We start from the raw sequence: 25,207 nt of genomic DNA, 5'->3' as shown, positions 1-25,207 counted from the left end.
GATCAACCCGCCGGCGCCGCGCGATGCATCAGTCGATCCGGTGCTCGCCCTTCACCCAGCGGACAGTGCCCGAGCTGGCGCGCATCACCACGCTTTCGGTGGTCATCTTGCCGCGCATCCGCTTGACGCCGGCGAGCAGCGATCCGTCGGTCACGCCGGTCGCGGCGAAGATGCAGTCGCCCTTCGCGAGATCGTCGAGCGTGTAGACCTTGTCGAGGTCCTCGATCCCCCATTTCCGCGCCCGCGCCCGTTCATCCTCGTTGCGGAACAGCAGCCGGCCCTGGAACTGGCCACCGACGCAGCGAAGCGCGGCACAAGCGAGCACGCCTTCGGGGGCGCCGCCCTGGCCCATATAGATGTCGATCGTCGTGTCCGGGTCGCTGGTCGCGATGACGCCGGCGACGTCACCGTCTGGGATCAGCATGATGCCGCAGCCGACCGCGCGCAGCTCGGCGATTAGCTTTTCATGGCGCGGGCGATCGAGCACGCAGGCGATGATCTCGTGCGGCTTGACGCCCTTGGCGGCAGCGACGGCGCAGACATTCTCGGTGGGGGTGCGGGTCAGGTCGATCACGCCCTCGGGGTAGCCCGGCCCGACGGCGATCTTGTCCATATAGACGTCCGGCGCGTTGAGCAGGCAGCCTTCCTCGGCGACGGCGAGCACCGCCAGCGCATTCGGGCCGGCCTTGGCGGTGATCGTCGTGCCTTCCAGCGGGTCGAGCGCGATGTCGATCTTCGGCCCCTTGCCGATCGCCGCGCCGACCTTTTCGCCGATATAGAGCATCGGCGCCTCGTCGCGCTCGCCCTCGCCGATCACAACGGTCCCGTCCATGTAGAGCTGGTTGAGCGCCTCGCGCATCGCTTCGACGGCGGCATGGTCGGCGGCCTTTTCGTCGCCGCGCCCGATCAGCGTCGATGCGGCGATTGCCGCGGCTTCGGTGACGCGGACCATTTCGAGGACGAGGACGCGGTCGAGAACGTGGCTGGCAGTCGGCATCGGATCGGGATCCCCTATGGCTGTGAGGGCGGCGATAGGGGGGCGGAAAGACACTGTCGAGGATGCTAACGTTGTCAGTGACAATTCAGCGGCTTGTTCGCAAATCCGACATAATTGATCGGCACCTCATCGCAGAAGTCGGGGAGGATCGGCCGATGATGCTTGCCTTGTTGTTGATCTCGCAGGATCAGGCGGCAACGCCGTTCAACGCGGAGGCGGTGGTCGCCGCCTATCGCGAGCAGACGCTGGCGCAGATCCCGTGCCGTCAGCCGAACGATGACAACGAGATCGTCGTCTGTGCGTTGCGCGACGCTGATCATTACCGCGTTCCGTTCGTCACTGCCGATCCGATGAAGGACACGGCCGCGGCGCGGCTCCGCCGGATCGTCTACGATCCGGTCGCGCAGGGCGAGACGCCGTGCGGGCAGGGGGCGTTCACCGTCCGTTGCGGCTCGGTAGGCGTTACGGCGACCGCCGGTGCCGACGGCCGCGTTCGCGCCGTACCGCGCGAACTCGCCCCCTGATCCACGCGCCTCCGGCCCGGCAACCAGAGGTCGTCGGGCGCGTTTCTGGCTTCGGCAGGAAACAGGAGGGCGTATGTTGTTATTGGCATTGGCGCTTCACGGCGCAACCGTCGCGGCACCACCGGCCGCGCAGTCGCACACCGTAACGCGCGCACGGCGCGGCCGCGCAAAGCTAAGTCGCACTGTGACGCGCCGGCCAGTCAAGCTGTCGGTGGTGACGGCGTGCGATCTTGCCAGCGATTGCGGCAGCGCCACCGCGTCACCGCGCGACCGACTGCTCGGTGCCGGCGAGGCGCCGGTCGATCCCAAGCTCGAAATGGTCCGATCGAAAGGCGCGAGTTGCGGGCTCGTCGGCATGCCCGTCTGTCCGGCGAACGGGCGAGCCGTGGTGCGCGTCGGCTACTGACCGACGCGCAACGCAGCGCTCAGCTGTCCAGAATGTGCATCCACATCGGTTCGCCGACCAGGCTCTGCGAGCCGCGCAGCTTTTCCAGCGCCTGGGCGATGCTGCGTTCGGGGCCTTCATGGGTGACGATTGCGACGAGGGCGCTGCCGTCGGGACTGACGCCGCGCTGGATCAGGCTCTCGATCGAAACGCCGGCGTCGCGCATCGCCGCGGCGATCTCCGCCAGCACGCCGACGCGATCGGCAACCGTGAAGCGGACATAGGATCGGCCGCGCCGCTCGCCGCTGTCCGCCGGCGGTTGCGCCGCCAGCGACGCAGACGGCATAGCAAACGGCGGGCCGAATTCGCCCCGGGCGATGTCGATCAGGTCGGCGACCACCGCGCTCGCGGTCGGGCCGTCGCCTGCGCCCGCGCCCTGGAACAGCAGTCGGCCGACGAAATTGCCCTCGGTTACTACCGCGTTGGTCGATCCGGTGACATGCGCCAGCGGATGCGTCATCGGGACGAGATGAGGGTGAACGCGCTGGAAGAGCCCGTTCGCACCCGAATCGGCGATGCCGAGCAGGCGGACGCGATAGCCGAGCGTCGCCGCCTCGGCGATGTCGGCCGCCATGATGTGGCGGATGCCGCTGGCTTTCAGATCGCCGAACGCAGGCTGGGTGCCGAAGGCGATGCAGGCGAGAATGGAGAGCTTGTGCGCCGCGTCGATGCCGTCGATGTCGAATGTCGGATCGGCCTCGGCATAGCCCAGCGCCTGCGCCTCGGCGAGAATCTCCGCAAAGTCGCGTCCTTCTGCCTCCATTTTCGAGAGGATGAAATTGCAGGTGCCGTTGAGGATGCCATAGACCCGGTTGATCTCGTTGGCGGCCGCGCCCTCGCGGAGCCCCTTGATCACCGGCACGCCGCCGGCAACCGCCGCCTCGAACTTGAGCGCAGCCTTGGCCGCTTCGGCGGCGCGCGCCAGTTCGAGGCCGTGATGCGCGATCATCGCCTTGTTCGCCGTGACGAAGCTCTTGCCCGAACCGAGTGCCGCGCGCGCGAGCGCAAGCGCCGGGCCGTCGGAGCCGCCGACCAGTTCGACTACGACATCGGCTTGGGCATGGCGCGCAAGCTCGATCGGATCGTCGGCCCAGTCGAAGCGCGAGAGATCGATGCCGCGATCCTTGCTGCGATCGCGCGCCGAAACCGCAACCACCTCGATCGGGCGACCCGCACGCCGCGCGATCAGCTCGGCATTGGCGTCGAGCAGGCGAATGACGCCGCCCCCCACGGTGCCAAGGCCAGCCAGTGCGACGCGCAATGCTTCGGTCATTCGATTTCCCTTCGCCATTGATGCAGCGGCAGCCGGGTCAGTGTCGCCCGGCTGCGATCCGTTCCCCCCCTAACCCGGCGAGCGAACGAAGGGAAAGCGCGATTTACGGCTTGATCAGCCCGATCTCCACCAGCCGCTCGTGCAGATAGTCGTGCGCGGTGATCGGCTCGGGATAGCGGTTGGGCTGCTCGGCGGTGATGCAGCTGGGCAGCGTGCGGATCAGGAAGTCCGGCGCGGGATGCAGGAAGAACGGCATCGAATAGCGCGAATGGCCCCGCCGCTCGGCCGGCGGATTGACGACGCGGTGCGTGGTCGACGGCAGCACATGGTTGGTCAGCCGCTGGAGCATGTCGCCGACATTGATCACCATCGCCCCCTCGGGCGGCTTGACCGGCAACCACTGGCCGTCACGATCGAGCAGTTCGAGACCCGCTTCCTCGGCGCCCAGCAGCAGCGTGATGAGGTTGATGTCCTCATGCGCGCCGGCCCGGACCTCGGGTGCGTTGGCGTCGACGGGCGGATAATGGAGCAGGCGCAGGACCGAATTGCCGTCGCGGGTCGCGAGCTCAAACCAGTCGGGCGACAGGCCCAGATAGCGCGCCACCGCCGATAGCAGCTTGTCGCCTGCGGTATCGAAGGCGGCGAACAGTTCGAGGAAGGTCTCGCGAAAACCATCCGGCTGCGCCGGCCAGATGTTTGCCGACATCAGGTCCTCGAACCGGTGGCCGGGCGGCAACTGGCGGCCGATGTGCCAGAATTCCTTGAGATCGACATGGCTGGCGCCCTTGGCGATCTCGGTCTTGAACGGCGTATAGCCGCGCGCGCCGCCGCCGCCGGGCACGTGATAGCCGCGCTTCTCTTCCTCGGGCAGGTCGAAGAAGGTGCGGGTGAGCGACCAGGCGCGCTCGATCAGCGGCTGCGGCACGCCGTGGTCGCGCACGACGGCGAAGCCGAAACGCTGGAACGACTGCCCGAACGCCTGCGCGAAGCCATCGGGATCGCGGGTCTGCTCGTCCAGCGACAGCACCGGAATTTCGGAAAGGGCGTCCAACATATCTTACTCCGCAGGCGAATTGCTCGCCGATAGCTGCGCGGGCCCCATGCCGACAAGCTTGGGAATCATCCCGATGGCGCCCGCCGCGGGACGCGCTCTCAGTTGCCGACCTGCATCAGGCCCTTGGTCTTGTTCGGCCCCGCCGGGGTGAGTTCGAGCGCGAACGGTTCGCCGTCGTCGGTGGTACCGGCGAGATTGTTCTCGCGCGACGTCACCTTGAAACCCTGCTTCGTCATGTTGTCGCGGAACCAGTCCCGCACCGTTTCCGCCGAAGCGGGGCTCTGGAAGGCGATGCGGACGCGCCCGCTTTTGTCGCCGTCGCGATCCTGGGTGGCCGCGCGCAGGCTCTGGATCGTCGAACCCGGATATAGGCGCACGCCGCTGACTTCGAAATCCTTGGCGTCCAGCGGCATCTGCGGCAGCGTGATCTCGCCCTGGAAGCCCGGCGCCTTGATCTGGATGCGGCCATCCGAATCGGTTTCGATCACTGCGTTGCCCGCGCTGGCGTTATCGTCATTGGCATCGATCGAAACGCTGGTTCCGCCATTGCAGGCAGCGAGCAGCAGCGAGAGGGAGACGAGGACGGGCTTGGTCGATCGATTCATGGCGGCTCCTGCGGCAGATGCTGAGCGCAATGTTGTTGCGCGCTGGCCAACGTCAACCCGAAAAGGGGTGACGGGCGCCGCCGCATGGGCCATTTGCCGCCAAATGGATTCGCCACGCCGTATCGCCCCCTCGACCAATGCCCCGCCGCTTCGCTTCGGTGAGTTCGTCAGCCTTGCCGCCGCGCTGATGGCGCTGACCGCGCTCGGCATCGATTCGATGCTGCCCGCCTTGCCGGCGATCGGCGAGGGGCTGGGCGTCGCATCCGCCAATCACCGCCAGTTCGTCGTCACCGCCTTCCTGATCGGGTTTGCGGTGGCCCAGCTCGCTTATGGCCCGTTGTCCGATCGCTTCGGCCGCCGCCCGGTCCTGCTGGTCGCGCTCGGCAGCTATGTCGTCACCAGCGGTATCGCCGCGATGTCCGGCAGTTTCGTGTTGCTGCTCGTAGCGCGCGTGGCGATGGGCACGGCGGCAGCCGGCGCACGTGTCGTCACGGTCGCACTGGTTCGCGACTGCTATTCGGGGCGCGCAATGGCGCGGGTGATGAGCCTGGCGTTCATCGTGTTCATGGCGGCGCCGATCTTCGCGCCGGCGATGGGGCAGGTCGTGCTTGCTGCCGGGGGATCGTGGCGCACGATCTTCTGGGGCGTCGGCGCCGCGGCCGGGCTGGTCTTCGTCTGGTTCGCGCTGCGGATGCCGGAAACCCTGGCGGCGGACGGCCGCCAGCCGCTCCGCGTCGGGCGCGTGCTCAGCGACTATGGGGTGATGCTGCGCGATCGCTATGCCGTTGGCTATACGATCGCGGCGGCGTTGCTGTCCGGCGCGTTGTTCGGCTTTATCGGATCGATTCAGCAGGTGATGGCCGATGTGTTCGGCCGGCCGGAATTGCTGACGGTGGTGTTTGCGGGCGTCGCCGGGACGATGGCGGTCGGGTCCTTCCTCAATGCGCGCATCGTGATGCGGCTGGGCACGCGGCGCATCTCGCACACCGCGCTGACGCTGCTGACGATGATCGCCGGCGCGCACCTGGCCATCACGCTGGCCGGATGGGAGACGCTGTGGAATTTCGCCGTGCTGCAGGCACTGATGATGGCTTGCTTCGGGCTGGCCACGTCCAATTTCTCGGCGATGGCGATGGAGAATATGGGCGGCATCGCCGGCACCGCCTCCAGCCTTCAGGGCTTTTTCAGCACGCTGACGGGCGCCGTGATCGGGGCATTGATCGGCCAGGCGTTCGATGGCACCACCATTCCGCTGTACAGCGGGTTCTTCCTGATGGGCCTGCTAGGGCTGGTGGTCGTCGCGATTACCGAGCGCGGGCGAATGTTCCGGCCGACCTGAACGGAACGGATCGCAGGGATCTTCCGTTGGCGCTTCCCGACCCCGCGACGATCGGCGGGGATTTGAAGAAGGATGGACGATGGGCGGCAAGCAGATTCACGGACAAGGTTCGGGCGACGACGGCTATGACGAGGAAGGCTACGACGAAAGTCAGCGCGCCGAGATTCTCGAGGCGACGGGTGGCGGGCCGGACGACGGGACACTGCTGACCGACCTCGATCCCGATCTGGGCGATCTCGACGACGATCTCGACGAACTGCGCATGGCGGACGATGAGATGGGCGAAGAGGACGAGGACGTCGATCAGGACGATGACGATCGCGACGAGGACGAGATCCAGGCCGATTACGACGACGATGACATCGACGAGGGCGATCTCGACGCCGAACTGGACGATGATGACGAGAACGCGCTCGATCGCTGATCGTGATCTGCCTGCCCCGTTTCAGGCCGCACGGCTGGTGGGGCCACGTGCCGGGCGCAGTCGCGGTCACGGCGTGACCAAGGAGAATCGGATGCGTCAGATACCAGTCCTGCTCGCCTTCGCGCTCGCCGCCTGTTCAGGCGGATCGGAGTCGGCGTCGAACGAGACCGTGGCGCCCCTGAACACGGAAAGCGCGGCCAATGTGCTTGCGCCGTTCAACCCGCCCGCGCCCGGCGAGCCGGGCGGCCTGGCGAATGACACGACACCGGTCAGCGAAGCCCCGTTCACGGCCGAAAGCGCGCAGGGCGCCGCCAACATCGTCCAAACCTATTATGCGCTGATCGAACAGGGCCGCTATCGGGACGCCTGGGCGCTGTGGAGCGATGATGGAAAGGCATCGGGCACCGATGCCGCGGGCTTTGCGGCGAGCTTTGGCGACTATTCCGAATATCATGCGAATGTCGGCGCGCCCGGGCAGATCGAAGCGGGTGCCGGGCAGCGTTATGTTTCGGTGCCGGTGCAGGTCTATGGCCGTCTGAAAGCCGATGGCAAGCCGTTCAACCGGCTGGGTGAAGTGACGCTGCACCGTGCAGGCGATATCGACGGGGCGAGCGAGGAGCAGCGCCAGTGGCGTATCCGCGCGATCAAGTTCAACGACAATCCCGGCGCGCCCGCGCATTGAGATGGCCCGGTTCACCCGCACATTCACTGCGGCGCCCGGCGACATCGACGAACTGGGTCATGTCAACAACACCGTCTGGGTGGGCTGGATCCAGGATATCGCCGTCGCACATTGGAGCGCCGTGGCAAGCGCAGCCGACCAGGCCGCGCTTATCTGGGTCGTGACCCGGCACGAGATCGACTATCGCGGCAATATCCGTGCGGGCGACAGCGTGACGGCGGAAACCTGGGTGGCGGAGATGCCGCGTGGCGCGCGGTTCGACCGGCATGTCCGCTTCACCGGCGCAGACGGCAAGCCCTTGGTCGAGGCGAAGACAAGCTGGGCGCTGATCGATCGCACGAGCGGGCGGCTGATACGGGTGCCGCGCGCGCTCGCCGAACAATTTGTCGGCGGTGCGGCGGACGCCTGACCTCAGCCGCTGTTGCGCAGCGCGGTCGCGATCGCGTTGATCGACAACAGGATGCCTTCGCCGATCCGCGGATCGGCCTCGCCGGCGCGGTGGCGCTTCATCAACTCGATCTGGAGCAGGTTGAGCGGCTCGATATAGGGAAGCCGCAGCCGGATCGAGGTTTCCAGCGGCGGATGCTTTTCGAGCAGGCGGGTCTGGCGCGTCACCTGGAGCAGGCAGTCATGCGTCTGCTGCCAGCCATCGCGGATGCCGCCGAACACCGCGTCACGCAGCTCGGCATCCTCGACCAGCGCGGCATAGTGCGCGGCGATGCCCATGTCGGACTTGGCCAGCACCTGTTCCATATTGTCGAGCGTCGCGCCGAACAGCGGCCAGGCGCTCGCCATTTCGCGCAGCAGCCCCTTGTCCTCGAACGCGTCGAGCGCCGCGCCGACGCCGTACCAGCCCGGCAACATCACGCGCGCCTGCGCCCAGCTGAACACCCAGGGGATCGCGCGCAGATCCTCGATCGCGTCCGATTTCTTGCGGCTCGCCGGCCGCGAGCCGATCTTGAGTCCGGCGATTTCGGCGATCGGCGTCATCTGGCGGAAGAAGGTGGTGAAACCCGGCGTTTCATAGACGAGGCCGCGATAGGCGCGGAATGCGGTGTCGGACAGCCGGTCCATCGCCGCCGCGAACCGCTCGGCATCGGCGGGCGCGAGCTTTTCCGGCTCGAGGCTGGCGAGCAGCGTTGCCGAGGCCATCGCCTCGAGATTGGTCATCGCACTTTCGCGGCTGCCATATTTCGCGGCGATCACTTCGCCCTGTTCGGTGATGCGGATGCGGCCCTGTACCGTGCCTGGGGGCTGGGCGAGGATTGCCGAGAAGCTCGATCCGCCGCCGCGGCCGACCGCGCCGCCACGACCGTGGAACAGCTGCATCGCGACGCCCGCCGCCTCGAACACCGGCTTGAGCGCGGTCGAGCCCCGGCTGAGCTGCCAGGTCGAGGTCAGATACCCGCCATCCTTGTTCGAATCCGAATAGCCGATCATCACTTCCTGATGGCCGCGCGCGGCGGTGATCGCCGCGACTTCGGGCAGGTTGAGCCAGGCGGACATGATCGCCGGCGCGCTTTCCAGATCGCCGATCGTCTCGAACAGCGGAATGGCCATCACATGTGCCTGCGGCTGATCGCCCGGCACGTACAGGCCCGCTTCCTTTAGCAGGACATGCACCTCGAGCAGATCCGACACCGACTGCGCCATCGAGACGATATAGTGGCGGATGCAGTCGCGCCCGTAACGATCATGCGCCTCGGCGGCGGCGCGAACGATGGCGAGTTCGGAGGCGGTCTCGTCCGAATAGCGGGCATAGGGGCTCGACAGCGGCCGCGCATTCGCCAGTTCGCCGCGCAGCAACGCGATCCGGGCGTCTTCGTCTAGCGCAAGATAGTCGTCGCACACCCCTGCAGATTTCAGCAGTTCCGCGACGACGCGCTCATGCACCGCGCTATTCTGGCGCATGTCGAGCGTGGCGAGGTGGAAGCCGAAGGTTTCGACCGCGCGGATCAGGCGCCCGAGTGCGCCGCCGGTGGCGAGCGTCGCTTCGCCCTCCGCTGCCAGGCCGCGTGCGAGCGCGACCAGATCGTCGCGAAAGGCAGAGGGGTCCGGATAGGGCTCGCCCGCGATCGAAGAGGGCCGCGCCGGCCGCTTGCCGACCAGCTTTTCGTGCGTCGACGACAGGCGGGCATAGATGCCGGAAAGCGCGCGGCGATAGGGTTCGTCGACCCGACTGTGCCCGGTATCGCCGCTGGCTTCGACGAGCTGAAGCACCGCGGGCGACACCACCGCATGTTCGGTCGAGATCGACAGTTCGGCGCCGAGCGCATGAACCGCGTCGAGATAATGGTCGAGCACCGCTTCTGCGGCGCGGGCGAGGGCGAGACGCATCGACTCGGCGGTGACGAACGGATTGCCGTCGCGATCGCCGCCGATCCAGCTGCCGGGGCGCAGGAAGCTCGGGATACGCTCGCCGACCGCTCGATCCCAACGCGAATAGAGCGCGGGCAGCACAGGCAGGAACACGTCGCGCAGATAGGAAAGCGCGGTTTCCACCTCGTCGGCAACGCCCAGCTTTTCGCGGCGCAGCACCCGGGTCTGCCATAGCAGGGCGATCTGTCGCAGGATCGCCTCGTCGATCCGGTCGCCATCGGGGGTTTCGTCCACCCCCTGATCGCGCAGCCGCATCAGTTCGGCGATGCGGTTCTTGTGGTCGATCATCGACTTGCGGCGCACCTCGGTGGGGTGCGCGGTCAGGACCGGGCTGAGCAGCGCATGATCGAGCAGCGCCATCACCGGCTCATGCCCGATTCCGGCCTCCGCCAGTCGTGCCAGCGCGGCCGCCATGTCTGCATCCCGCTCGGTCGCCACGCCCTGCCGGTCCTCGGCGAGGTTGGCGAGCATCGAAAACAGCATGAAGCCACGCACGAAATCGAGCGTTTCGTCGAGCGAAAGCCGCTCGAGCCCCGAATCGATCGCCTCGGCGCCCGCAACGCCCCGGTGCCGGTCGACCGAGGTGGCGCGGATATATTCGATCCGTTTGAACAAGGCCTCACCGCCATAGGCGCGGATGACGTCGCCGAGCAGGCGTCCGAGAAAGCGGATATCGGGATTGTTCGTGATCGCTATGCTTGCCATGCGTTGATTGCTGCACTGCGAAGGCTCGTGGGTCAACGCTTGTCCGGCGGGAAAGGGTCGCTACCTAAAGGCGATGGTGACTTCCTCGATGCCGGCCGGGATGCTGCGGCGGACGCTGATCGCGCAGGTCCGCGCCGTGTTCAATGATACGGCACGGGGCGAAAAGCCGGTGGTCCGGCAGCCCGATGGCCTGTTCGGGCCCGGATCAGTGGTATGGCGCGTCCACGGCGACGTCACGTCGATGATGGTCGGCGGCGTCGCGGCGTTGCTGCTTCAGATGCTGCACCCGGCGGTGCTTGCCGGCGTCTGGGATCATTCGCGCTTCCGGCACGACATGCTCGGCCGCCTGCGCCGCACGGCGCGCTTCATCGCCGTCACCAGCTATGCCTCGCGAAGCGATGCCGAGGCGGCGATTGCAGCGGTCAGGTCGGTGCATGCGCATGTTCGCGGCACGCTGCCCGACGGCACCGCCTATTCCGCCGAAGATCCGCAACTGCTCGCCTGGGTCCATGTCACCGAGGCCGTGAGCTTCCTCGACGGCTGGATCCGCTATGCCGAGCCGCGGATGCCGCACGCCGAGCAGGATAGGTATTTCGCCGAGTTCGCCCGCGTTGCGGAGGCGCTGGGTGCCGATCCGGTGCCGCGCAGCCGGGCGGAGGCGAATGCGCTGATCGCTTCGATGCGCCCAACCCTGCGCGCCGATTCACGCACCCGCGAAGTTGCGAGGCTGGTGCTCGATCAGCCGGCGCCCAACCGGGCGATCCAGCCGGTGCAGACGCTTGCATTCGCCGCGGCGGTCGATCTGCTGCCCGAATGGGCGCGGCGGATGCACGGGCTGGCCTCGCCGCGTCTTGCCATGCCGGCGATACGCCTCGGCACGCGTGGTGTGGCCGAGACGATCCGATGGGCCTTCCGCTGATCCGCACGGGCGCCGCCGCGCGGACCGGCGATCTGCGCTCGATCAGACGCGCATCGGCATCAGCACATAGAGTGCGGGCGACGCGTCGTTCTCGCGGATGAGCGTCGGGGCGGCGGCGTCGGCAAGGTGCACCTCGACCATGTCGCCTTCGACCTGGGCCAGAATATCCATCAGATAGCGGCTGTTAAAGCCGATCTCGAAGCCCTGCGCCCCATATTCGCCCGGCACTTCCTCGGCCGCAGCGCCGTTTTCGGGGCTCGTCACGGAGAGCACGACCTTGTCGCGCTCCAGCGCCAGCTTGACCGCGCGGGTCTTTTCGGTGGCGATGGTCGAGACGCGATCGACGCCCTGCATCAGCGTGCGGGGATCGACCTTCAGCAGCTTGTCGTTCGCGGTCGGGATCACCCGGCTGTAATCGGGGAAAGTGCCGTCGATCAGCTTGGAGGTGAGGATCGCCTGGCCCAGATCGAACCGGATCTTCGAGGGCGAAAGCGACACGCCAACCGAGCCATCGACTTCGTCTAGCAGCTTGCGCAGCTCGCCCACGCATTTGCGGGGGACGATCACGCCGGGCATCGAATCGGCGCCCTCGGGGCAGGGAACGGTGACGCGGGCGAGGCGATGGCCGTCGGTCGCAGCCGCACGCAGCAGCCGGGCGGCATCGTCGCTGACGTGCAGGAAGATGCCGTTCAGATAATAGCGGGTTTCCTCGGTCGAGATCGCGAAGCGCGTCTTGTCGATGATCTGCTTCAGCGTCTCGGCAGGCAGCTCGAACACGGTCGGCAGCTCGCCCTCGGCGATCATCGGGAAGTCGTCGCGCGGCAGCGTGCCGAGCTGGAAGCGCGCGCGGCCGGCGACCACGGTCAGCTTGCCCTCGGCCGCGGTGAGTTCGACCTGGGCCCCTTCGGGCAGTTTGCGAACGATGTCGAACAGCGTGTGCGCCGACACGGTGGTTGCGCCCGGCTGATCGACCGCCGCGGCGATTGTCTCGTCGATCTGGAGGTCGAGGTCGGTCGCCATCAGTCGCAGCGATCCGCCCGACTGTGCGTCGATCAGCACGTTGGACAGGATCGGGATCGTGTTGCGCCGCTCGACCACGGACTGGACGTGGCTCAGGCCCCTCAGCAGAGTTGCTCGTTCGATCGTCGCCTTCATGTACCTCAAACCCCCGGGCCGCCGCCCTGATTTCACCGGCGCAATTCGGCCGGTGGCAATGTGCCTTAGCCTACCCTTAGCGCGAAAAAGGGCCGGAGCAAGCCGCTCCGGCCCCCTTGTGAGCGGAATGAAGGGTTTTGAAGCGTCAGAACCGCACGCCGAAGCCGGTCACGATCTGATGGCGCTCGGGATCGATCCCGCCCGTGTTTGAGCCATAGTTGGAATAGCGATACTCGGCCTTCACGAACATCTTGTCGTTCAGCTTCATCTCGGCACCCGCGCCGAGCCGCCAGCCGTCGAGATTGTCGCGCTGGCTGATGTTGATCGCAGGCGAACTGTCCGGCGAGCTGTACTGGGTGGTGAAGGCGGCATTGGTATAGCCGGCCTTGGCATAGATCAGCGTGCGGCCGCCCGCCACGAAGCCAAGCCGGCCGCCGACATACAGGTCGCGATCGGCGGAGACGCGCAGCCGGTCGCCGGTGGTGAGGATATTGCTCTGGTGATCGCGCAGCGTCGATCCGGTCACTTCGCCCTCGACGCCGAACACCGTGTTGCCGCGCTGGATGTCATAGCCGATATTGCCGCCATAGGTGAAACCGTCGCGCGAGGCATCATAGGTCGATCCGTCGCTGACATGGTCCCAGCCGACGATCGCCTCGGCGTGCGAACCGGCAAAATTGCTGTCCTGCGCGAAGGCAGGGGCGGCGACCGAAGAAGCGGCGACGATCGCGGCGGCGAAAATCTGGTTACGCATGACGTTACTCCTTTACTCGCGGGACGGTCCCCCGCCCCACCGACGCACAGCCGTAAACCGAGCGTCCCGGCTGCGCTTTTCTTGCGAACACCCGTTCGTTACGGGCTGGCGCCGAATAGCAATTTCGCCCCTGTCGCATCGCTGAACGAAACGCGGCCAAAATGGGACATTGCGTTTCAGTCGATCACGACCGAAGAGACACCATGCAAAGCGAGCGCAAGGGGCGCGATTTCATCGCGCGGCACGGCGAAACGGTGTTCAATACGGCTCGCCGGATGCAGGGCGATCGTCCGCATACGCCGCTGACCAGGGCCGGCTTCGCCCAGGCCGATGCGATGGGGGCTGCGTTGCGGGCACTGCTCGGGGCGCGACCGGCATTGACGCTCTGGTCGTCGAGCGCCGGGCGGGCGCTTCAGACGATGGCGATCATTGCCGAGCATCTCGAACTCGACTGGCATGCCGCGCGCACCGATGACCGGCTGGTGGAAATCGGCATGGGCCGCTGGAGCGGGCGCTATTATGCCGATCTGGAGGCCGAGATCGGCACGTTCCTCGATCGCGAGTACGGGCTCTACACGCGACCGCCCGAGGGCGGCGAATGGTATGACGCGATCGCCGCGCGCGTGTCGGGCTGGCTCGCCGATACTGCCGATGACGACGGCGACCGGCTGGTCATCATGCACGGCATGTCGAGCCGCGTGCTTCGCGGGGTGATGACCGGCGGCGACGTATTGCCGCAGTTCGGCGCCCCGGTGGCGGCCGATCTGCCGCAGGGCTCAATCGTGATGATCGAACGCGGTGTCGAGCGGGTGGTGCATCTCGGCACCGGCCGGGGGGCCGCACCGGCATGATCGCGGCGCTCGTCCTGCCGCTGGCCCTGCCGCTTCCGGCCGGTGCGCGCGAGACGATCGGCGTGTACCAGGACTGGGCAGCGTTTCGCGATACCGCCCCGCAACGTTGCTTTGCGATTGCGCGTCCGATCCGAAGGACGCGCGAGGGCGAGGCATTTGTAAGCATTGCGAACTGGCCCGGCGCCCGTGTTCGCCACCAGATCTACGTGCGCCTCGGTCGTGTTCGGGCGGCGAATGCGCGGGTGACGCTGGTGGTGGGTGAGCGGCGCTTTGACCTGATCGCCGGTGCGCAGGACGCCTGGGCGCCCGATTCGCGGACCGACGCCGCCGTGGTCGCCGCAATCCGCGACGGCCGGAGCCTCAGCATCGAAAGCACATCGGCGCGCGGCGCGCCGTTCGTCGAGGCCTATACCTTGAATGGTGCCGCCAGCGCGATCGATGCGGCGGCGCTCGCCTGCATGACGCGCTGACACGCTAGCGTCGGGCAGGGCAGCGGGCCGTGACGTCGTTGCAGACCACCGTGCTCGACCCCAGCGACACTTCGAACCCGAGGCCGAGCGGATCGGGTGCGCCGGGATAATAATCGGTACTGATCACCTGCGCGCCTGATGCGATCGCGCGCCGCAATCGCGTGAGATCGTGGTGCCGGGCCTCGACGGTCTCTGAATCGGCGCGGGTTCGCACGATGAAGCCGTCGCGTACGCGCCGCGCGATCAGCGCGGGATCGGCCTGTGGATCCTGCATGTTGAACCAGGCAGCCTCGGCATCGGCCTCTGGATACCAGCCGAACATCAGCCGCCCCGCCAGGCTGGGATGGCCGGCGCGATAGCGATCCTCATTCGCTTCGGACGTGTCGAGCACGAACAGGAATTTGCCCCGCGAGGCGCCGATCGTCGGCCAGCGATGGGCGCGGACCGCCGCGCGCAGCGTCGCACTGGTGCCGCGGACATCGTCGGGCGCGATCACGCGTTCGCGGCCGATCGTCGCGGCGATATCGGCATCGAGCGCATCGAGCGCCGTCTCGTCGAAGCCGAGATCGGTGTCGCGCAGCCCCTTGATCGGTCGAACGTCGCTGGCGTTGACCAGAATCACCACCGGCAGATGGCGCGGATGCGCGTCCGACCAGCGCCGCATGATGCCCAGGCAGTCGCGAAACCGGCGACATTGCGATTGCCAGTCGAGCCCGGGCACATGGATCACCTTCGCGCCGGGTTCGGCCATGCTTGCGCGGATCGCCGGCGGTGCATCGGCATAGGGAGCGGCATAGGCGTCGCCCTGTGGATCGGGGGCGACGTCGATCTCGAACTGGCGCAGGCCGAGCGCGAGCTGCGTCTCGAGCGGCGGATGGCCATAGGCAAGGCCGTCCCATTCCTTCGGCGCAAGCGCGCGAATGCGTGCCTCGACGGCGGGAAGCGGGAAGGGGCGATAGCTGTTGTGCGATCCGAGCATTCGCACCTGATCGAGGCGCAGCGAATTGAGTGCGGCATCGCCATCGGGCAGCGTTGGCGCCATCGCCGTCAACGATGCGATCATTGTCGCCAGCGCCACGCCGCGCACCCACCGTCCGAATCGCATGCTCGTCTTCTCCGAAACCCCTTTGTCGCGCGCGTCCTGACGCCGCTTGGTTCCGGAACGATGACAGTGAAGCCGCCGCATACGAAAAAGGCCGTGGAAGCCCGATGGCTGCCACGGCCTTTGTTCATGCGCCGTCGGGCGCGGCGATCAGTTGGTCTGGTTCGGCGTCGACGGCGTTGCGGCCGACTGGGTGGCCGGGGCCTCGGGCGTCGCCGGTGCCGCGGCAGCCGCCTGCTGCTGCGCCGCCGCTTCCTTCTGAATGCGCTCGTTCAGATCGGGATCGGTCGGCATCGCCTGGCTGATCTCGTTGAAGCGCTTGGCGGTGAGGCCCGATGCGCGAATCGCCTCGACGAACTTGGCGTTCTTGTCCGCCTGCGGAACTGTGGCGTCCTCGCGAATCCGATTCACCTCCAGCGCTGCGGTTGCATATTGCTTCACCTCGGCATCGCTTACCGGGGCGGGCGTCGCCGGCATAGTCGTGGCGGGCGCAGTGGGCGTGGTGCCGCTCTGCGGCGTCGTCTGCGTCTGCGACGTGGTGGTGGAAGGCGTGGTCTGTGCAGGCGCAGTCTGCGCCAGGGCAACAGGGGCAACAATCATGCCGGCCAGCGCCAGCATCGAATAATGAATCTTCATGGTGCGACTCCAAATGGACGTGAAAATGCTATCGGATTGGTTCAACGTTCGTTTTGGGAAAGGGCTCCGCAACTGGACAACCCGAATCGCGATACGCCGTGGCTCAGACGCGATGGATGGCCTGATCTTTGCGATAGCCAGGCGGTTGCCAGCCATTTTCAACGACTTCTATCGCGCCTGTGGCGGCTGGAAAGCGTCGACGATTTCGCGTATGGGGGCGAGCATGCAGACAGTGTCGGCCCCTCCCATGCCCATCCCCGGGCACATTGATCCCGTGCCCGTCCCGCGCGCCCTGGCCCGGCGTGATGATGGCCGTACCGACCTGATCGGCTTGTCGCGCGACGGCATCCGCGAGGCGCTTGCCGCCGCAGGGCTGGAGCCCAAACAGGCCAAGCTGCGCGCCAAGCAGCTGTGGCACTGGATCTACAATCGCGGCGCCACCGACTTCTCGGCGATGACCGACATCGCCAAGGCGCAGCACCCATGGCTCGCCGAACGCTTCGTGATCGGCCGCCCGGAAGTGGTGGAAGCCCAGGTTTCAAACGACGGCACCCGCAAGTGGCTGCTCCGTTCGTCCGACGGGCAGGACTACGAGATGGTATTCATCCCCGACGCCGATCGGGGCACCCTGTGCGTCTCCAGCCAGGTGGGCTGCACGCTCAACTGCCGCTTCTGCCACACCGGCACGATGCGGCTGGTGCGCAACCTGACCGCCGGCGAGATCGTCGGTCAGGTGATGCTTGCCCGCGACGCGCTGGGCGAATGGCCGAGCCAGCCCGAGGGGCGCCTGCTCACCAACATCGTGATGATGGGCATGGGCGAGCCGCTGTACAATTTCGACGAGGTGAAGGCCGGCCTCCAGATCGTGATGGACGGCGATGGCCTCGCGCTCTCCAAGCGCCGCATCACCCTGTCCACCTCGGGCGTGGTGCCGATCATGGCGCGCGCGGGCGAAGAAATCGGCGTCAACCTGGCGGTGTCGCTCCACGCCGTCACCAAGGACGTGCGCGACGAGATCGTGCCGCTCAACAAGAAATACGGCATCGAGGAACTGCTCCAGGCCTGTGCCGATTATCCGGGCGCCAACAACGCTCGCCGCATCACCTTCGAGTACGTGATGCTCAAGGACAAGAACGACAGCGATGCCGATGCGCGCGAGCTGGTCCGCCTGCTGCGCAAGTACAAGCTGCCGGCCAAGGTGAACCTGATCCCGTTCAACCCCTGGCCCGGCGCGCCGTACGAATGTTCGACGCCGGAGCGGATCAAATCCTTCTCGAACATCGTGTTCGAGGCGGGCATCTCGGCGCCGGTACGCACCCCGCGCGGGCGCGACATCGATGCGGCTTGCGGCCAGCTGAAGACGGCGGCGGAAAAGAAGAGCCGCGCGCAGCTCGACCGCGAGGCAGCGGAGAAGTTCGCCGCCCTTGGCTGATCCGGCGGTTCTGGCGCTCGCCGCCGGCGCGGGCGCGCTGGGCGGCGCGATGAATGCACTGGCGGGCGGCGGCACCTTCGCGACCCTGCCTGCGCTGGTGGCCATGGGTCTGCCGGCCAACGCCGCCAATGCGACGTCGAATTTCGCGCTGCTGCCGGGGGCGGCGACCAGTGCCTGGTCGTTCCGCGACGAACTGGCGCCGCTGGCGGGGCTCTCGGTCGGCGGGCTGGTCGCCATCACCTTCGCTGGCGGTCTGATCGGCAGCACGCTGCTGGTGCTGACGCCGAGCGATGCATTCGACTACATCATCCCCTGGTTGCTGCTGTTCGCATTCGTCGTGCTGGCATTCGGCCGGCGCGCGGCGGCCTGGCTGCACGCGCGCGTCACGATCGGGCGGGCGGCGCTGATCGTCGCGCAGGCGCTGCTCGGAATCTATGGCGGCTATTTCGGCGGCGGCATCGGCATGATCGCCACCGCCGTCTACGGCCTGCTCGCCCATGCCGAGGTGCGTGCGCTGTTCGCCCCGCGCACGCTGATGCTGGCGATTGCCAACGCCGCCGCCGCAATCGTCTTTGTCGGCGCGGGCCTGGTCGCCTGGGCGGCGGCGCTGCCGATGCTCGTGGGTGGAATCGTCGGGGGCTGGGCGGGTGCGCAGATCGGCCGGGCGCTGCCTGCCGGGCTGGTGCGCGGCTGGACGCTGATCGTCACGGGCGTGACGACGGCGGTGTTCTTTCACCGCGCCTATGGCTGACCGGCGTTGCACGTATCGCCGGCGAAAGGGGATTTACACGCGTCGCCGGGTCGGCTTGTTGAGCCACGGCAAACCCGTTTGAAGGGAAGATGATGAAGCGCATCCTGATCGTGGCGATGGCGGTGGTCCTGCTGATCGCGGGGGGCGTGTTCGCCTATTCACGGCTCCAGCCGCGCGGCATCCCGGTCTATCGTGCGGCTGCGGTCGCAACGCTGCCGCACGATCCCGCCGCGTTCACCGAGGGGTTGTTCTTCGAAAAAGGGGAGCTGTACGAAAGCACAGGCCAGGTCGGCGAATCGGCGATCCGAAAGATCGATCCCAAGACCGGCAAGCCGATGCAGCAGGTTGCGCTGCCCGCCCCTTATTTCGGCGAAGGCATCGTCGCCTGGGGCGATCGGCTGCTCCAGCTCACCTGGCAGGATCGCACCGGTTTCGTCTATGGTCTCGGCGATTTCGAGCCGCGCGGCACCTTTTCCTATACCGGCGAAGGCTGGGGCCTGACGCGTAGCGACAAGGCGATCATCATGAGCGACGGCACGCCGGTCCTGCGCTTCCTCGACCCGCAGTCGATGCAGGTCGTCTCGACGCTGACGGTGACGGCAAATGGCTGCCCCCTCGCCAATCTAAACGAGCTCGAATGGGTCGATGGCGAAATTTATGCCAATGTCTGGCAGACCGATCTGATCGCGCGGATCGACCCCGCCGACGGCAAGGTGAAGAGCTTCCTCGACGTCAGCGCGCTGGGTCCGCGGCCGCGTGGTACGGACGACGTGGCTAACGGCGTTGCTTATGACCCCGTCGCCAAGCGCCTGTTCGTCACCGGTAAGCGCTGGCCGCAGCTGTACGAGGTCAAGCAGGGCGATCGCGTCGATGTGTCCGACGAGGCGACGCGGCTCACCACCTGCGCGAAGTAAGCGTCAGCGGCCGAGCCGTTCGCGGACGCTGGTCCAGTGGCGCGGGCCGACCCGCACCACTGCGCCGGAGCGCAGGATCAGCGCCATGTGCCGCCCGATCGCGTTGATCTGACACACCGCGTCGGGCCGCACGAAGGCCGATCGGTGGACGCGCAGCATCTGTGCCGGATCGAGGCCGTGTTCGAGCGCACTCATCGTGATGCGGATCATGTGGCTGCGCTCGCTGGTGTGCAGCAGCGCATAATCCTTGGCGGCCTCGATCCATTCGATCGCGTCGACCGGAACCCGGATCTGCCCGCGGGTGGTGGGAATCCAGAATTCGCGCTGATAGCCATTGGCGGGCGGCGGCGGTGCCGGTGACGGATCCTCGACCAGGGCGACAGCGGCAGGGGCGGCATCACCGCCGGTGCGACGCAGCACCGAACGAATCCGGGCGAGCAACTCGCGCGGCTCGAACGGCTTCATCACATAATCGTCGGCGCCGATTTCCAGGCCGACGACGCGATCGATCACGTCGCGCCGCGCGGTGAGCATGATGATCCCCAGCTGATCATGCGCGGCGCGAAGCCGGCGTGCGATCGAGAAACCGTCCTCGACCGGCATGGTGACGTCGAGCACCACCAGCGCGGGCACCCGCTGCGCAAAGATACGGTCCAGTTCGGCACCGCCGCTGGCTTCGTCGACGCGCAAGCCCTGATCGCGCAGATAGGCGGCGACGGGCTCACGCAGATCCTCTTCGTCATCGACGACGGCGATGTGCGGCGGCGGGGCGGTCGCGATGGTCGTCATGTCAGATCCATTTCCTTGAGAAACCGGTGGACGGCATCGGGGACGAACGGCTTTTCGAGCACCGGGCGATCGACCTGGCTCAGGAATCGCTCCGCCGCCGCGCCCAGTGTGTCGCCGGTCGAAAAGCCCATCCGGGCGAGCAGGTGCGGGCGTTCGGCGCGAATCCAGGCGTGGAGTTGCGGGCCGTCGACATCGGGCATTCTGAGGTCGCTGACGATCAGGTCGTAATCCTCGTCACCCAGCATCTCGCGCGCGGCGGCACCGCCCAGTGCCACCCTGCATTCAAAGCCTTCGATCGAGAGGAAGTCCGCAAGCGATTCGGCGATTTCCGGCTCGTCATCGATGACCAGCGCGCGACGGGGCGGCGGCGGTGCCGTCGTCCGAGCCGTCGGCGGGGCACCAACGGGGATCTGGGGATCGATCGGCAGCGTCAGCCGGAAGCGCGCGCCGCGTCGCGAGGGGATCAGCTCCAGCCGGCCGCCATGCGCCTCCGCAAGGCCCTGCGAGAAGGAAAGGCCGACGCCGGTGCCTTCGCCCTGCGGCTTGGTGGTGAAGAAGGGCTCGAAGATGCGGCGGCGCAGGTCTTCCGGTATGCCGGGGCCGGTATCGCTGACCTCGAGCATGACCGTGCCGGCTTCCGCGCCCGGCGCCGTCCGCAGCGTCAGGATACGCTCGCCGGGGCGATCGGCCATCGCATGCTGGGCGTTGACGATCAGGTTGATGATTACCTGATGGAGCTGATCGGAATCGGCAGCGATCCTGGGCAGGGCATCGACGAGCATGCGGCGGGTGACGATCCCCTCGGTGCGAAGGCTGTAATCGGTCAATTCGTGCGCCGCGATGACGATTTCGTTCAGGTCGACCGAGGTGCGTTCGGGGCGGCGCTGGCGTGCCATTGCGAGGAAGGTCTGGACGATCCGGGCGCAGCGGTCGGCGGCCTTGCTGATCTTCTGCGCCCGATCGGCGAGTTCGGTGCCGCGTGCCTGGCGCTCCATCATCACCGCCTGGGCGACGACGATCGACAGCGGGTTGTTGAGCTCATGGCTGACACCGGCGAGCAGCGACCCCAGGGCGGTGAGCTTTTCCGACTGGTACAGCGCCTCGCGCGACCGGGCGAGTGCCGCTTCGGCGCGCTTCCTTTCCGTCAGGTCGATCGCGAAACCGGCCGTCCGTGCCGTACCCGATCCCCCCTGGATCGGGAACATGATCGACAGCACGGTGCCGTATCGATCGCCGAGCCCGAGATCGAGTTCCGCGCTTGCCACCTGTCCGCCGCGTGCGCGCGCCTCGATCTCGATCAGTTGCGATGCGATCGCGGGTGCAAAGATGCCGTCCGGATGGGCGCCAACGAGACGATCGACCGTGACGCCCACCGCCCGGCCGAATTCGGGATTGACCCGAAGATAGCGGCCCTGATCGTCCTGAATGTGCATGAGCAGCGGCGCATTTTCGAGAAAGGCAGATAGCTGCGCCTCGCTTTCCGCCAGCCGTTCCTCCGATCGGGCGCGATCGAGCAGCGCCAGGATGCGTTCGGCGACTTCGCCGATCAGTTCTACGTCAGCGTCGTGCCAGCCGCGCGGTGCAGCATCCTCGACCCAGAGCAATGTCACCCGGTCGCGATCGGGCGTCATCGGCACCGACAGAAGCGCGCTTGTGCCTCGTTCGGCGAGAAGCCGCCGTTCGTGCGGGGACAGGCGGGGATCGCTGGCGATGTCGTCGATCCGAAACACGCCGGACCCCTGCGCGGCGGCAGCGCGGTGCGTCTGCAGCAGCGAGAGCACCGGCGCCGCGTCGCTCGGCGTGCCTGCGACGCCGCACCATGATGCCGCGAGCGGGTGCGTGCCGCTCATGCCATCCAATTCTGCAAAGCCGGCGCCGCGCACATGCAGGTGGCGGCCAAGGGCTTCGAGTGTGTGCGCCAGCATCTCGCGCGGCCGGCGTTCGCCCCGGATCCGGTCGGTCCACTGCACGAGGAACGCCTGGATCCGCTCGCGGTCCTGGAGCGCGGCCTCGGCACGGGCGCGCTCGACGATGTCCCACATTCGCTCGGCCACGTCCTGCAACAGCTGGACCTCGGCCGGATGCCAGCGCCGGGCCGCGCGCTGCTGGACCGACAGCACTGCCCGGACGCGATCGCTGCCGGCCAGGGGGATGGCGAGGAACGCGCCCGCCTCCACCGCCAGATAATGCGCGCGCGCCGCCGCGTCGAACCGCGGATCGTCCTCGACATTCTCGACCAGCACGATCTCGCCCGCGAGATGGGCGGCATGAACGCCGTCGCTGATGCCGAGCCGGGCCGACTCCCGATCGGCCGGCGGGCCGCCGCGGCGCCACTCGCGCAGGATTTCCAGCCGTTCGCCGGCCGGATCGATGCGTGCAAAGTTCGTCCGGTCGACGCCGAGATGGCGGCCGAGCCTGCCCAGCGTTTCGGCCAGGATCACGTCGGGCGACGTTTCGCTGCGCAGACGATCGGTCCATTCGATCAGAAACGCCTGGATGCGCTCGCGCTCCTGAAGCGCCGCCTGGGCCCGCGCGCGTTCGAGCGTCGCCCAGACGCGTTCGGCGACGTCCTGCAGCAACTGGATTTCGCCGTCACGCCATTCGCGCGGGCGATGGTGCTGGATCGACAGCGCGGATCGGGTGCGGCCATCCTTGACCAGCGGGATGCTCACAAAGGCCTGAATATCGGTTGCGCCATAGCGTTCGCGCGCGTCTGCGCTCAGCCGCGCATCGCTGGCGACGGCGTCGTAACGAACCAGCCGGCCGCTCACCCATTCACGGGTGACCTCACTGCCGACCGAGTCGATCCGAAAGCGATTGCCGAGAATCGAGCAGACGCGCGGATCGCGCCATTCGGCCTTGACGGTAAAGCACTCGCCGCTTCCATCGGTCTCCGCATGCGTCACGCGGGTGACGCCCAGATGCGCCGCCAGCGATTCGAGCGTCACCGCGATCACGCGCTCGGGCGTGGTTTCGCTGCGCAGGCGGTCGCTCCAGTCGATCAGGAACTGCTGGTTGCGATCGCGCTCCAGCAGCGCCGCCTGGGCGCGGGCACGCTCGATCGTGATCCATGCGCGCTCGGCGATGTCGCGCAGCAGCTGCTTCTCGCCCGCCCGCCAGCGGCGCGGATGCTGCGCCTGGACCGAGATCACCGATCGCGCAACGCCCTCACGCAGCAGCGGTACGCTGACGAAGGCGGCGATCTGTGTGGAGCGATAGCGGTCGCGCGCGGCCGCGGTCGCGCGCGGATCGAGCGCGACATCTTCATAGGCGATCAGCGATCCGCTCAACCACTCCTGGTCGACCGCCGGGCCATAGCTGCCCAAGGCGATCGAGTTGCCGAGGTTGCTCGCCACGCCGTTGCGCCATTCCGCGCGAACCGTGAACACGCGTCCGGCAGGGTCGCTTTCGGCATAGGTGACGCGCGACACGTCGAGATGCTCGCCCAGGCAGCGAAGCGTCTCTTCGATGATCGCTTCGGCCGATGCCTGGCCGCGCGTACGGTCGCTCCACGCAATGAGCAGCGTCTGGTTGCGTTCGCGCTCGCGCAACTCGTCTTCGGCGCGGGCGCGCGAGATCGTCGCCCAGAGCCGCTCGGCGAGTTCCTCGCACAGGGCGATTTCCTCGGCGCTCCATTGTCGCGGCGAATCATGGAGTGCCGCCATCGCGGCGAACAGCCGGTCGTTCTTGACGATCGGAACGATGATTCCCGCCCGTACGCCCAGCGCCCTTGCCGCCGCCGTCACGGGATCGTCGCTAGGGTGGGCGGGCGCCTGATTGTCGTCGACGACTCGACTGAGCTGCCATGTCTGGCGGGCAGCGGCCGCCCGAAAGGCGGTTCGCACCGATGCCTCGTGGCAAGGGTCGATGCCTCGGCTGCCGCCGGCGCTGTGAAACACGTTGAGCGACTCGGCATCGCCATCGGCGGTGTCGCAGTACAGAAAGCGCCGGATGCCGAAATGGGTGGCCATCAGCTCGGCGACGATCGTGAGGATCGCGTTCGGATCGGTGAGGTCGCGGGTGCGATCATGAAACGCGCGAAGCACGGTGTGCCGCTGGTCGAGCGCGAGCTTCTCGGTCAGGTCGATCTGCACCCCGCACCAGCGCAGGACGGTTCCGCCGGCATCGCGAACCGCCGCCACTCTGGTGAGGAACGGCCGCCACAGCCCGTCTTCGCCCCGGATGCGCAGCACCGTCTCTGCCGTTTCCTGTCCACGGCGCATCGCCGCCCAGATCGCGGTGGTCAGCGGTAGATCGTCGGGGTGGACATGCGCAGCAACATCGCCGCGCCAGGCGTCGGTGCCGTCGAACAGGGCATGCCAGGCCCGATTGGCCCAGCGAACCTCGCGCCCGTCCCAAAGCCAGCACATGCCCGGCATATTCTCGGCCAGCAGGCGAAACTGCGCTTCGCTTTCGCGCAGCTGCTCGGTAAGGCGGCAGGGCGCGATGACGCTCCAGAGTCGGGTGGCCACCCGGTCGGCGAGGTCGATTTCGGCTGCCGACCAGGGTCTCGGCCGGTCGTCGGCAACGGCAAGCAGCGCGACCACCTGTTCGCCCGTCCCCAGTGGCACGACGATGGCAGCGCGGGGCTCGTTGCCGGCCGTACGCGCCGTTTCGCGCGACAAGGGTTCGATGTCGGACAGCGCCATCGTCCGGCCGCGACGGAGCTCGGCGATCAGCGCCGCGCGATCCGCAAGCGTGTGGCGGCCTGGCGATGCGGCAATGCCCGGCCGGGTCCATTCATGCGTAACATCGATCGCATCGGCATCCCGATCGACATTGCCGAAGGCCACCTTTGCCGCACCGACGGCGTGGCCCAGTGCGGCAATGGCGTCGGTGACGATCCGGTCCGGCGCGACGGCCTCCCGGACCTGGGCGGCGATTCGGTCAAGAATTACATCGGCCGAATCGCCGACGGAGGACGAAATGCCCCCTGCTGTGATTGATGCTTCGACTGCCCCCGCCTGCATCGTGTTAGAATAGCAATAATCGCGAACAATGCAGAGA

Annotated in this window: 23 protein-coding genes; 12 read left to right on the top strand and 11 right to left on the bottom strand. The window is 67.2% G+C overall.

From position 1 onward, the window contains the following. Positions 1-28: 28 nt before the first annotated feature. Complete coding sequence (gene glpX / locus ACX40Y_RS02225; protein WP_459117899.1) at positions 29-997, bottom strand: class II fructose-bisphosphatase; 969 nt, start codon at positions 995-997, stop codon at positions 29-31. Positions 998-1,152: 155 nt separating this feature from the next. Between glpX and ACX40Y_RS02220 the strand changes: the two genes are divergently transcribed. Next, entirely contained in the window at positions 1,153-1,521 is a 369-nt protein-coding gene (locus ACX40Y_RS02220) for a hypothetical protein (protein ID WP_459117898.1), read from the top strand. 184 nt (positions 1,522-1,705) lie between these two features. Further along, the gene (locus ACX40Y_RS02215) at positions 1,706-1,927 is read left to right on the top strand and encodes a hypothetical protein (RefSeq protein ID WP_459117897.1); all 222 of its coding nucleotides are present in this window, start codon (positions 1,706-1,708) and stop codon (positions 1,925-1,927) included. Positions 1,928-1,946: 19 nt separating this feature from the next. Here the strand turns inward: ACX40Y_RS02215 and ACX40Y_RS02210 are convergent, their stop codons facing one another. From ACX40Y_RS02210 to ACX40Y_RS02200, 3 genes are all read right to left on the bottom strand, one after another. Further along, positions 1,947-3,239 (bottom strand): homoserine dehydrogenase, encoded by a 1,293-nt coding sequence (locus ACX40Y_RS02210; protein ID WP_459117896.1) that lies wholly within the window; start codon positions 3,237-3,239, stop codon positions 1,947-1,949. A gap of 103 nt (positions 3,240-3,342) precedes the next feature. Beyond that, positions 3,343-4,293 carry an isopenicillin N synthase family dioxygenase gene (locus ACX40Y_RS02205; protein ID WP_459117895.1) on the bottom strand — a complete coding sequence of 317 codons (951 nt, stop codon included), beginning with the start codon at positions 4,291-4,293 and terminating at the stop codon, positions 3,343-3,345. A gap of 98 nt (positions 4,294-4,391) precedes the next feature. Beyond that, entirely contained in the window at positions 4,392-4,898 is a 507-nt protein-coding gene (locus ACX40Y_RS02200; RefSeq protein ID WP_459117894.1) for a hypothetical protein, read from the bottom strand. Between the two features lie 103 nt (positions 4,899-5,001). On the opposite strand from ACX40Y_RS02200, the gene ACX40Y_RS02195 reads away from it, so the two are divergent. The 4 genes from ACX40Y_RS02195 to ACX40Y_RS02180 all read left to right on the top strand — a co-directional run bounded on the left by ACX40Y_RS02195 (position 5,002) and on the right by ACX40Y_RS02180 (position 7,752). After that, on the top strand, positions 5,002-6,237 hold the full coding sequence (locus tag ACX40Y_RS02195; protein ID WP_459117893.1) for a multidrug effflux MFS transporter: 1,236 nt from the start codon (positions 5,002-5,004) through the stop codon (positions 6,235-6,237). A gap of 79 nt (positions 6,238-6,316) precedes the next feature. Beyond that, positions 6,317-6,661 carry a DNA primase gene (locus ACX40Y_RS02190; RefSeq protein ID WP_459117892.1) on the top strand — a complete coding sequence of 115 codons (345 nt, stop codon included), beginning with the start codon at positions 6,317-6,319 and terminating at the stop codon, positions 6,659-6,661. Positions 6,662-6,752: 91 nt separating this feature from the next. Then, a complete protein-coding gene (locus ACX40Y_RS02185; RefSeq protein ID WP_459117891.1) occupies positions 6,753-7,343 on the top strand; it encodes a hypothetical protein in 591 nt (196 codons plus the stop codon). A gap of 1 nt (position 7,344) precedes the next feature. Continuing rightward, positions 7,345-7,752: an acyl-CoA thioesterase gene (locus tag ACX40Y_RS02180; RefSeq protein WP_459117890.1), complete on the top strand. Its 408-nt coding sequence runs from the start codon at positions 7,345-7,347 to the stop codon at positions 7,750-7,752. Positions 7,753-7,754: 2 nt separating this feature from the next. Here the strand turns inward: ACX40Y_RS02180 and ppc are convergent, their stop codons facing one another. Then, the gene (gene ppc, locus ACX40Y_RS02175) at positions 7,755-10,427 is read right to left on the bottom strand and encodes a phosphoenolpyruvate carboxylase (RefSeq protein WP_459117889.1); all 2,673 of its coding nucleotides are present in this window, start codon (positions 10,425-10,427) and stop codon (positions 7,755-7,757) included. 73 nt (positions 10,428-10,500) lie between these two features. On the opposite strand from ppc, the gene ACX40Y_RS02170 reads away from it, so the two are divergent. Further along, a complete protein-coding gene (locus ACX40Y_RS02170) occupies positions 10,501-11,346 on the top strand; it encodes an oxygenase MpaB family protein (protein WP_459117888.1) in 846 nt (281 codons plus the stop codon). A gap of 42 nt (positions 11,347-11,388) precedes the next feature. On the opposite strand, the gene dnaN is transcribed toward ACX40Y_RS02170, so the two are convergent. Both dnaN and ACX40Y_RS02160 read right to left on the bottom strand, forming a co-directional pair. Continuing rightward, positions 11,389-12,501, bottom strand: a complete 1,113-nt coding sequence (gene dnaN, locus ACX40Y_RS02165) for a DNA polymerase III subunit beta (RefSeq protein ID WP_459117887.1) — start codon at positions 12,499-12,501, stop codon at positions 11,389-11,391. 145 nt (positions 12,502-12,646) lie between these two features. Beyond that, positions 12,647-13,255, bottom strand: coding sequence for an outer membrane protein (locus tag ACX40Y_RS02160; protein WP_459117886.1), 609 nt, complete (start codon positions 13,253-13,255; stop codon positions 12,647-12,649). A gap of 203 nt (positions 13,256-13,458) precedes the next feature. On the opposite strand from ACX40Y_RS02160, the gene ACX40Y_RS02155 reads away from it, so the two are divergent. Then, positions 13,459-14,106: a histidine phosphatase family protein gene (locus ACX40Y_RS02155; RefSeq protein WP_459117885.1), complete on the top strand. Its 648-nt coding sequence runs from the start codon at positions 13,459-13,461 to the stop codon at positions 14,104-14,106. Beyond that, a complete protein-coding gene (locus ACX40Y_RS02150) occupies positions 14,103-14,576 on the top strand; it encodes a hypothetical protein (protein ID WP_459117884.1) in 474 nt (157 codons plus the stop codon). Before ACX40Y_RS02155 ends, ACX40Y_RS02150 begins: the two co-directional genes overlap by 4 nt. 4 nt (positions 14,577-14,580) lie before the next feature. On the opposite strand, the gene ACX40Y_RS02145 is transcribed toward ACX40Y_RS02150, so the two are convergent. Both ACX40Y_RS02145 and ACX40Y_RS02140 read right to left on the bottom strand, forming a co-directional pair. Then, positions 14,581-15,681, bottom strand: coding sequence for a Ca2+-dependent phosphoinositide-specific phospholipase C (locus ACX40Y_RS02145; protein ID WP_459117883.1), 1,101 nt, complete (start codon positions 15,679-15,681; stop codon positions 14,581-14,583). Between the two features lie 147 nt (positions 15,682-15,828). Beyond that, a complete protein-coding gene (locus ACX40Y_RS02140; protein ID WP_459117882.1) occupies positions 15,829-16,314 on the bottom strand; it encodes a DUF4168 domain-containing protein in 486 nt (161 codons plus the stop codon). A 247-nt stretch (positions 16,315-16,561) separates the two neighbouring features. Between ACX40Y_RS02140 and rlmN the strand changes: the two genes are divergently transcribed. The 3 genes from rlmN to ACX40Y_RS02125 all read left to right on the top strand — a co-directional run bounded on the left by rlmN (position 16,562) and on the right by ACX40Y_RS02125 (position 19,411). Next, a complete protein-coding gene (gene rlmN, locus ACX40Y_RS02135) occupies positions 16,562-17,746 on the top strand; it encodes a 23S rRNA (adenine(2503)-C(2))-methyltransferase RlmN (RefSeq protein ID WP_459117881.1) in 1,185 nt (394 codons plus the stop codon). Further along, positions 17,739-18,497, top strand: coding sequence for a sulfite exporter TauE/SafE family protein (locus ACX40Y_RS02130; RefSeq protein WP_459117880.1), 759 nt, complete (start codon positions 17,739-17,741; stop codon positions 18,495-18,497). The genes rlmN and ACX40Y_RS02130 overlap by 8 nt, the downstream gene beginning before the upstream one ends. Before the next feature lie 92 nt (positions 18,498-18,589). Beyond that, on the top strand, positions 18,590-19,411 hold the full coding sequence (locus ACX40Y_RS02125) for a glutaminyl-peptide cyclotransferase (RefSeq protein WP_459117879.1): 822 nt from the start codon (positions 18,590-18,592) through the stop codon (positions 19,409-19,411). A gap of 3 nt (positions 19,412-19,414) precedes the next feature. On the opposite strand, the gene ACX40Y_RS02120 is transcribed toward ACX40Y_RS02125, so the two are convergent. Beyond that, complete coding sequence (locus ACX40Y_RS02120; RefSeq protein ID WP_459117878.1) at positions 19,415-20,200, bottom strand: response regulator; 786 nt, start codon at positions 20,198-20,200, stop codon at positions 19,415-19,417. Continuing rightward, positions 20,197-25,170 (bottom strand): GAF domain-containing protein, encoded by a 4,974-nt coding sequence (locus ACX40Y_RS02115; protein WP_459117877.1) that lies wholly within the window; start codon positions 25,168-25,170, stop codon positions 20,197-20,199. The genes ACX40Y_RS02120 and ACX40Y_RS02115 overlap by 4 nt, the downstream gene beginning before the upstream one ends. Positions 25,171-25,207 lie beyond the last annotated feature (37 nt).

It is taken from the genome of Sphingomonas sp. RS6, from assembly GCF_054489705.1.
This window is presented reverse-complemented; position numbering and strand designations above follow the sequence as displayed.